The organism is Macrococcus brunensis (assembly GCF_004359615.1).
Lineage (GTDB): Bacteria > Bacillota > Bacilli > Staphylococcales > Staphylococcaceae > Macrococcus > Macrococcus brunensis.
On the sequence record NZ_SCWA01000007.1, the window covers coordinates 93,321 to 101,316 of the forward strand.

General features: G+C 41.3%; 7 protein-coding genes and 3 pseudogenes. 3 read left to right on the forward strand and 7 right to left on the reverse strand.

Features of this window, described 5'->3' with window-relative positions:
- Positions 1-290 precede the first annotated feature (290 nt).
- Positions 291-1,421: pseudogene (locus tag ERX27_RS05355) on the reverse strand (SulP family inorganic anion transporter); the annotation flags it as partial.
- A 139-nt stretch (positions 1,422-1,560) separates the two neighbouring features.
- Here ERX27_RS05355 and brnQ point away from each other — a divergent pair.
- The 3 genes from brnQ to ERX27_RS05370 all read left to right on the forward strand — a co-directional run bounded on the left by brnQ (position 1,561) and on the right by ERX27_RS05370 (position 4,193).
- Positions 1,561-2,907, forward strand: a complete 1,347-nt coding sequence (gene brnQ / locus ERX27_RS05360; RefSeq protein WP_481817043.1) for a branched-chain amino acid transport system II carrier protein — start codon at positions 1,561-1,563, stop codon at positions 2,905-2,907.
- A 76-nt stretch (positions 2,908-2,983) separates the two neighbouring features.
- Positions 2,984-3,499, forward strand: a complete 516-nt coding sequence (locus ERX27_RS05365) for an NAD(P)H-dependent oxidoreductase (RefSeq protein WP_133431809.1) — start codon at positions 2,984-2,986, stop codon at positions 3,497-3,499.
- Between the two features lie 67 nt (positions 3,500-3,566).
- Positions 3,567-4,193 carry an NAD(P)H-binding protein gene (locus ERX27_RS05370; protein ID WP_133431810.1) on the forward strand — a complete coding sequence of 209 codons (627 nt, stop codon included), beginning with the start codon at positions 3,567-3,569 and terminating at the stop codon, positions 4,191-4,193.
- 44 nt (positions 4,194-4,237) lie between these two features.
- On the opposite strand, the gene ERX27_RS05375 is transcribed toward ERX27_RS05370, so the two are convergent.
- From ERX27_RS05375 to ERX27_RS11505, 6 genes and pseudogenes are all read right to left on the reverse strand, one after another.
- Positions 4,238-4,939: an ABC transporter permease gene (locus tag ERX27_RS05375; RefSeq protein ID WP_133431811.1), complete on the reverse strand. Its 702-nt coding sequence runs from the start codon at positions 4,937-4,939 to the stop codon at positions 4,238-4,240.
- Between the two features lies 1 nt (position 4,940).
- Positions 4,941-5,786, reverse strand: coding sequence for an ABC transporter ATP-binding protein (locus ERX27_RS05380; RefSeq protein WP_341777584.1), 846 nt, complete (start codon positions 5,784-5,786; stop codon positions 4,941-4,943).
- Between the two features lie 78 nt (positions 5,787-5,864).
- Positions 5,865-6,782: a LytTR family DNA-binding domain-containing protein gene (locus tag ERX27_RS05385; protein WP_133431813.1), complete on the reverse strand. Its 918-nt coding sequence runs from the start codon at positions 6,780-6,782 to the stop codon at positions 5,865-5,867.
- A gap of 15 nt (positions 6,783-6,797) precedes the next feature.
- Positions 6,798-7,460, reverse strand: coding sequence for a YjjG family noncanonical pyrimidine nucleotidase (locus tag ERX27_RS05390; RefSeq protein ID WP_133431814.1), 663 nt, complete (start codon positions 7,458-7,460; stop codon positions 6,798-6,800).
- A gap of 94 nt (positions 7,461-7,554) precedes the next feature.
- Positions 7,555-7,803: pseudogene (locus ERX27_RS05395) on the reverse strand (iron chelate uptake ABC transporter family permease subunit); the annotation flags it as partial.
- Positions 7,740-7,996 (reverse strand): annotated as a pseudogene (locus ERX27_RS11505) (hypothetical protein); the annotation flags it as partial. The pseudogenes ERX27_RS05395 and ERX27_RS11505, both read right to left, overlap by 64 nt.

The window sequence follows — 7,996 nt, forward strand, 5'->3', positions numbered from 1 at the left end:
TATAAGTTACTATTTTCTTTCTATCTTGTCATCTGACAGCCGGTTATTTTCTTTCTTATAGATTGGTCCATTGGTGCATCTTCTACTCTTAATATAAAATGAGTCTCGTTTCAGAAAATCAAAACAGCGATATACCTGATAAAAACCAGAGTATATCGCTGTTTTTCTTTATTTAATTTACTGAATAGAAGAGTAAAGTCCAGCTAATCGCTTTTGCGGGACTTTACTTGGCATCAGGGCACACTGCATCCTTACTCCAACTTTTATAAAGTAACTTCTTTTCGTTTCAACAACAGATTCAGCACGCTGCCGACAATCACACCTGCTGCCAGATTATGCGTCAATAATACAAGTATAATGGTCACTAGTATTACAAGGACATCTGCTTTCGGTGCCCGCTTCATGAAACGGAACGTCTTGAATTCAAATGTACTGAAAGCAACGACCACCATGATACCCGCTAATATCGCCATGGGTATCTGAACAAGAAAATCACCGAGCACCATAATCATAAACATCAGAAATATACCTGCTGTTAATGAAGAAAGTCTTGATGTCCCGCCTGACTTCAAGTTCATCACAGATTGACCAATCATGGCGCAGCCCCCGATACCGCCAAAGAAGCCTGATATAACATTGGCGATACCCTGTCCCCCTGCTTCACGGTTTTTATCACTATCAGAATCTAGTGTTTCATCAACGATACGCGCAGTTAAAAGGCTTTCTATCAGACCAACGACTGCCATCGAAAGAGAATACGGCAGAATAATTCGTAACGTCTCCATATTGAAAGGCACATCTGGCACGAAGAAATGAGGCAGCGTGCGTTTAATGTCCCCTAAGTCGCCGACTGTCCTTACATCAGCCCCTGTCATCATAGAAGCAGTGGTCAGCAGAACGACTGCGATTAGCGGCGCGGGTATTCTTGTAAAAAACTTTGGGACGAAGTAGACAATCAAAATGGTCACTGCAGTGAAAAGATACGTCTCCCACGATAAACCGAATATATGCTGCTGCTGAGAATGAAAGATCAGGATAGCCAGAGAATCCACAAAACCAATCATCACCGTATTCGGAATATACTTCATCAGACGGCCTACTTTCAGCAGGCTTAAGACAATCTGTATGACGCCCATCAGAATCGTCGCCGCAAACAGGTAGTTCACACCGTGATCACGTACGAGAGAAAAGACGAGTAGAGCGATAGCCCCTGCTGCTGCAGATATCATAGCAGGTCTGCCCCCTGTAAATGCAATGGTCAGCGCAATGACAAATGAAGCATATAAACCAACCATGGGATCTACACCCGCAATCACCGAAAAAGCAATCACTTCAGGAATCAGTGCAAGTGAGACCACGATGCCTGCTAATATATTGGCTCCTGGACGTGCGAGCCATTCTTTTTTTATCGAATTATTCATCATAACCTCCGTTAAAATATCAGGTTAGAGTATAGCATAATAAAGGTCTTTAAGTTGTCAGAAAATAAGAAAAACATCGCTAGTTAATCGCACTTTAAAGTGTTATAATGCTAGAGGCTTTAAAATCAGTAAAAAGGAAATGACTATGAAAAAACAATTAAGTATCGGTTTTATGTTATTCGCCATGTTCTTTGGTGCTGGAAATCTCATCTTCCCGCCGAAGTTAGGTTTAGAAAGCGGCCACTTTTTCTGGCCCGTTATGACAGGATTTGTTCTGACAGGAGTGGGTCTCCCTTTACTCGGTGTTATCGTCGGTGCAATCGATAAGCGTGGATACGAAGGTGCACTTAATGAAATCAGTCCGATTTATTCTATCTTATTGCTTTCTACTATATATATTGTCATCGGTCCCTTGTTCTCTATTCCGAGAACCGGAACAACAGCGTATGAACTGACGGTCGGTTCAGCAATCAAGAATCCTGGCGCAGTCAGTCTGGCACTCTTTTCACTCATCTACTTCGCCGTCGTGACTTATATTTCACTTAATCCGAATAAACTCGTCGACCGCATCGGTTCTTTACTGACACCGATTCTTCTCATCATCATTACAGCGATCGTCATCAGAGGATTCTTCATATTAGGTCACGCACCTCAGACAGCGGGGAATAAAGAGATGTTCCCAACACTGCCTGCCAGCTTTTCAAACGGTTTATCTGAAGGCTACCTGACAATGGATGCTCTAGCTGCCATCACTTTTTCTATTTTAATTATCAATGCCATCAAGCTCAGTGGTGTTTTTGATAAAAAGAAACTCTTCAAGTCCGTTGCCATAGCCGCTGTTTCAGCGGGTGCACTTCTGGCACTTGTCTATATCTCTCTTGCGTTCATCGGCAATCACGTGAACTTAAGCACAGCAGAAATGGCAGATATCACGAAGAATGATAAGAATCTAGGCGTCTACCTTTTATCTCATATCTCGCAGCTCGGTTACGGCAGATTCGGAGCGATTTTACTTGGCCTTGCTGTTACCATCGCCTGCTTGACGACAGCGATCGGATTGATTGTCGCAGTCAGCACGTATTTTCATTCTGTTGTGCCGAAAGTACCTTACAAGACATTTGTCTACGGTTTCTCGTTCATCAGTTTCGTCCTGTCGAACTTAGGACTTAACCAGGTCATCAGCATGTCAGTACCAGTTCTCTCTCTGATCTATCCTATAGCAATCACTACGATGCTGCTGATATTACTTGCTTCTATCATCCCGATGAAGCCGATTGTCCAACGAATCACAGTGATCTGTATGGTCATCTTTTCTATTATCGACATGATGCATCGTAATGACTTATTATCTATATCAGGATTTGAAAAACTGCCTTTCTACAGTATTTCACTGGAATGGTTACCCATTGCGCTGTTTGTCATCATTATCAGCTATCTGATTAGTTTAATGACCAGACAGGTGCCGATTAAGTATCAGAATGACTAATAAGCAATGAGCCTCGTGCTCATTGCTTATTTTTGTTGAGGTCAGTTAAAATAAAAGAAAAAGTAAGGAGATGTTTATGTCTACACTTGTCATCCTGGCTCATCCCAATATGAAGGAATCCATCGTTAATCACCTATGGAAAAGAGAACTTGAACAAGAAAATATTTATGTTCATGACCTTTACGAGACTTATCCAGACGAAAAACTAGACGTGATGCATGAACAGAAACTCATCGAACAGCATGATACTATTGTTTTCCAGTTTCCATTCTACTGGTACAGCTCTCCTCCGCTACTTAAAAAATGGCTGGATGAAGTTCTTGAAGAAGGATGGGCGCATGGTTCTCGTTTTAGTTTAGAAGGCAAAAAGATAGCACTCGCTATCTCAATTGGAGACAAACAATATAACTATGAGAAGACTGGCAAAGTCACATTTAGTCTAGATGAACTCATTTCTCCTTATATCGCAACAGCTATCTATATCAAAGCACACTACGCAGGATATCACGCTATGTTTAATGTGGCCAGCGCAACAGAAAATCAAATCACAGCAGATGCTAAAGAGTTAGCTGCCTTTATCAAAAGCCTGTAATTCAAATAGTTGCTTCCCTGATTCCTAAATTATACAATAGCCCTAATTCAGAAAGGATGTTGATATCATGGATATATTTATCGTAGGTGGCAGCGGCCGAGTAGGACTGGAATTAGCAAAATCACTTAGAGATAAAAATCATAACGTTGTAGTGGGTAGCCGTTCACCTGAGAAAATAGATGCAGATGGATTTCAGACAGTTAAGCTTGATTTAACTGAATCAGTAAGCGATATTGCAGAAGCAATCGGTAAAGTAGATATTGTTTACTTCACTGCAGGCTCACGCGGCAAAGATTTATTACAGATAGACGCTTTCGGCGCAGTACGCACGATGCTTGCTGCAGAGAAAAATAATATTAAACGTTACATCATGTTGAGTGCTTATGAATCACTTAACCCGGATGCATGGGACGAGAAGCCTTATAGTGACTTAAGAGAATATTATGAAGCAAAATTTCTGGCGGATAAATATTTAATGGACAGCACACAACTGGCCTATACGATCCTGCAAGCTGTGGCACTTGAAGAAGAAGCCGGTAATGGTAAAGGCGATCATGCGACCGAACAAACTGTGGCAATACCAGACGTCGGACTTGCTCTAGCAGAACTTGCAGAACAAGATAACGCAATCGGTAAAGTGGTGACAATCAGCAACGGCGATAAAGATATCACTACACTCATGAAAGAAGTATAAAAAAAGCACACTGACAAAAAAATCAGTGTGCTTTCTTTGTGTGATTATTGATCCAAGCTTGCTTTTCTGAATAAGAACGAAACGAAAAGGAAAGCGACTAAGACCCAGATAAATAGTACTAAGATCGGCATCCATTCACTGTTCTCTGCTAAGTTCATATATTGTTTAACAGGTAGATAGTCAACTATTTTGATAAAGATGTTTTTCTGATCAAATCCCATCGAACTAACCAACGGACTCATCACGAAAATAACTAAAATAGGAAAGAGATAAAGGCTCGTTTCTGAAACAGATTTGACCATCAATCCTACTCCAATACCGAGTAATAAGAAGAAAAGATAAAGTTCAAAAAATCCTATTACCATGTAGAAATTAGTAAAGATATTGATCTGAAGAATAATCAGCGCAATAAGGATTGAAATAAAAGTCATGATAGTAACGACCAGACTTTTCCCAAGTAATATATCTAACATTGAAGCTGGCGAATTAATGAGTCCTCTTAATGTGTGCTTCTCATTCTCTTCCGCCAGCATCGTCATCATAGATGATGTAATGACCATACCCAGTGCCATCCCCACTACGAGAACAGCAATCATCATCTTGCCACCAGGCATTTCGTCAAACGGTAATCTAGTATAAAAAGCAGCGAGAAGTATTGGTATAAGCGGCATTGTCAGCAGCATGGCATTTCTCATAAATTCTTTGAAGTCTTTTTCTGCTATAGCCATTATTCGGTTCATATTCATCTTAGTTCAGCTCCTTGCCGGTCAATTTGATAAATACATCTGATAAAGTCGGTTCATTGGTATGCAGTCGCTTGATCTGTCCTGCTTTCATCCACTCGCTTACTTGGTCTGCGCCTGATGCATCAAGTCCGATTGTCGTTGAACTGCCGTCTTTCATTTCCACGGTCATCGTGTCGTTTGAATGTTTGTATTTCAGCTCTGCCGGTTCGTCTAATGCAATGAGTTTCCCTTCATTGATAAGGGCTATTCGGTCACACAGTGTTTCCGCTTCCGTCATATCATGTGTCGTCAGGAAGATGGTGACGCCCTGCTGTTTTAAATTAAGCAGCCCTTTATGGATATGCATGGTGGTCACAGGGTCAAGCGCTGATGTGGGTTCATCTAGAAATAACAGTTGCGGCTGATGGATCAGCGCTTTAGCCAGCAGGATTCTCTGGCGCATCCCTTTGGACAGTTTTTTTACGATGGTTTTCTTCTCTTCAACTAGTCCTACAAATTGAAGGACTTCATCTATTCTGCTGCTGGATACTTCATATAACCCCGCAAACATTTTCAAATTATCATAGACTGTTAAGCGTTCATATAAGGCACTGTTATCTGACAGAATACCAATTTGCTTGCGATAGCTGGAGGCTTGTAACTCTTTGTCTCTAACATCCATCGACTGGATATGTCCTTCCGTAATCGCTGTTTCGCCTGTCAGCATCTTAATCGTCGTGGTCTTGCCTGAACCACTTGGACCGAGCAGGCCAAATATCTCTCCTGACTGAACACTAAATGATAAATGATCGACTGCATGTTTAGTGCCGTATACTTTTGACACCTGCTGTACTTGAATGACCGTCATAATAAAACCTCCTTAGCAATATACTTAAATTGTAGAGGAGTCTTATGTTTTATTCGATTGAACGATCGTGAACTGTAGCTATTTTTCAGTGAATGGTACCGTGGTACCATTGAAATAAGTCTGAAATTCCTTCAGTTTCGCTCGCGAAAGTGGTACAAAATTCTCATTGGAAGAGTCCAGTTTAATCGAGTAGGAATTCTTTGACCAGGTGATCATTTCCTTCACCTTCTGAAGGTTGACGATATACGAACGGTGACAACGATAAAACCCATATGGCTGGAGTTTTTCTTCTAGTTCAGTCAGAGAATAGTCAGCGAGAAAACTTTCGTTGTTCAGATGAATATTCACCTTACCGTCAGACCCTTCTATAAAATCAATGGCCTCCGGATTCAGGAATAACGTTTTATCCTCTGATTTGACCGCGAGTTTAAAGACGTTAAAGACCTGCATTTCCTGAGCGGTTTCCTCTTTTTCACGGGTTTCAATGTCGAGTTTCTTGATGACATCATTTTTCACCTGATAGATGGTGTCAGTAAGCAGCATCGCATGGTCGATATGTGCGAGCAGGTGAATGACCTGAAATCCCTTCTCTTCAAAATTCGGCATAATCTGACGTATTTTATTGATTGTCTCTATATGGAGGTTGTGCAGGATTTCATGGAATATGATGCCACTACACGGCTGAATCAATGCGACACATAGCTTGATGAGCACATAGTCATCATGAGAGATGTGCTTAATCCGCGCTTTCTGAACATTTTCAAGATAGAACATCTGCATTAACTGGTCGACTGTATAAGCACTGCCGTACCACTTCACATAAAACTTGATTGCTTCCTTTACCGTCAGTCGCTCATGGAGGGGCTCGGTGAAACTTTCAATCCACCACCCTTTAGTTCGGTAGTCTTCTGATAATGTCTGACGCGCTTCTTTTTGCGCAACAATACTTAGCTGCTGATTATTTTCCAGTTGTCTGACCGATTCCAGTAATGTCACTTCATTCACCTCACCTTATTTTATGATGTCTGTCAGCTCCATGAGATGGCTGATTGAATAGGTAGCGTCTACTTTCTCACTCCCAATATAACAGGTATCTATGCCCGCTGCTTTAGCACCTGCAATATCAGATGTGATGGAATCTCCTACCATCAGTACTTCTTCTGGTTTAGCATTTGCGTTCTTAAGTGCATAGGCAAAAAATTCAGGCTGCGGTTTTGAATAACCTATTTCCTCGGAAATAAAATGATGACTGAAATAAGGATAAATCCCTGCATCTTTCATCCGTTTCATCTGAGTGGTATACACACCGTTCGTTGCTGATGATAATGTGACGGGTTTATTCTTCAGGTAATCCAGTATGTCTATAGCGCCCGGTAATAAGTGATGGCTGTCATTGATCGCTGTTCTGAAAATCTGTTCCTTTAAGGACCCGTCCACTGTGATAGCCTGCAACTGAAAGAAATCGCTGAAACGCTTTGTCAGGACTTCATCTTTCTTTATTTCGCCGCGTTCAAGCGCCTGCCAGAGATTTTTATTGATAGACTGATACTGCTCGAATAGTTCAGTCGTCATCACCAGTCCTTCAGATTCAAACACTTGTGTAATAGCAATATGTTCTCCTGCCGCAAAATCCAGCAGCGTGTGGTCTAAGTCGAAAAAAATATGTTTATACATGAGTCTCTCTCATTTCTGTTTACGTCTATTATAACTAATATCAAGCGCCATGTTGTCTGTAAAAGCAAAAAAGCATCTCTCATCTGAGAGATGCTTATACAGTCTGTCTTTTCTTGAATAAGAGATACATAAAAAACGGCGCACCGATAGCAGCTGTGAAAACGCCTGCCGGTACTTCCAGTGGCAGAAAAAGTGTCCTGCCGAGCAGGTCACTCAAGACTACGATGATACTGCCGATCACGCTGCTCATCAGTACATGCTGATAGAACTTAGAGCCTGCTAAGATTCTAGCGAGCTGCGGGGCAAGCAGACCGACAAACTGAATACCACCGACAAAGCTGACCGTAAAGAGTCTGGGACATAAATAGTTCTGGGTAGTAAAAAAAGACGAAGAAAATGTGATTTCAATATTTTTTTCGTCTTTTTATGATTTTTACAGATAATCTGACCGCCTACGGCAGCCATTTTTCTTATATTTACTGCCATTAAGGCGATACCAATTTCTTTTTTTACTTTGGCAGTTCCTCGAACTGACA

Excerpts from the sequence above, each read along its gene's own strand:
- brnQ (WP_481817043.1), top strand. The coding sequence starts at position 1,561 with ATGACTATGAAAAAACAATTAAGTATCGGTTTTATGTTATTCGCCATG.
- ERX27_RS05365 (WP_133431809.1), top strand. The coding sequence starts at position 2,984 with ATGTCTACACTTGTCATCCTGGCTCATCCCAATATGAAGGAATCCATC.
- ERX27_RS05370 (WP_133431810.1), top strand. The coding sequence starts at position 3,567 with ATGGATATATTTATCGTAGGTGGCAGCGGCCGAGTAGGACTGGAATTA.
- ERX27_RS05375 (WP_133431811.1), bottom strand. The coding sequence starts at position 4,939 with ATGAATATGAACCGAATAATGGCTATAGCAGAAAAAGACTTCAAAGAA.
- ERX27_RS05380 (WP_341777584.1), bottom strand. The coding sequence starts at position 5,786 with ATGACGGTCATTCAAGTACAGCAGGTGTCAAAAGTATACGGCACTAAA.
- ERX27_RS05390 (WP_133431814.1), bottom strand. The coding sequence starts at position 7,460 with ATGTATAAACATATTTTTTTCGACTTAGACCACACGCTGCTGGATTTT.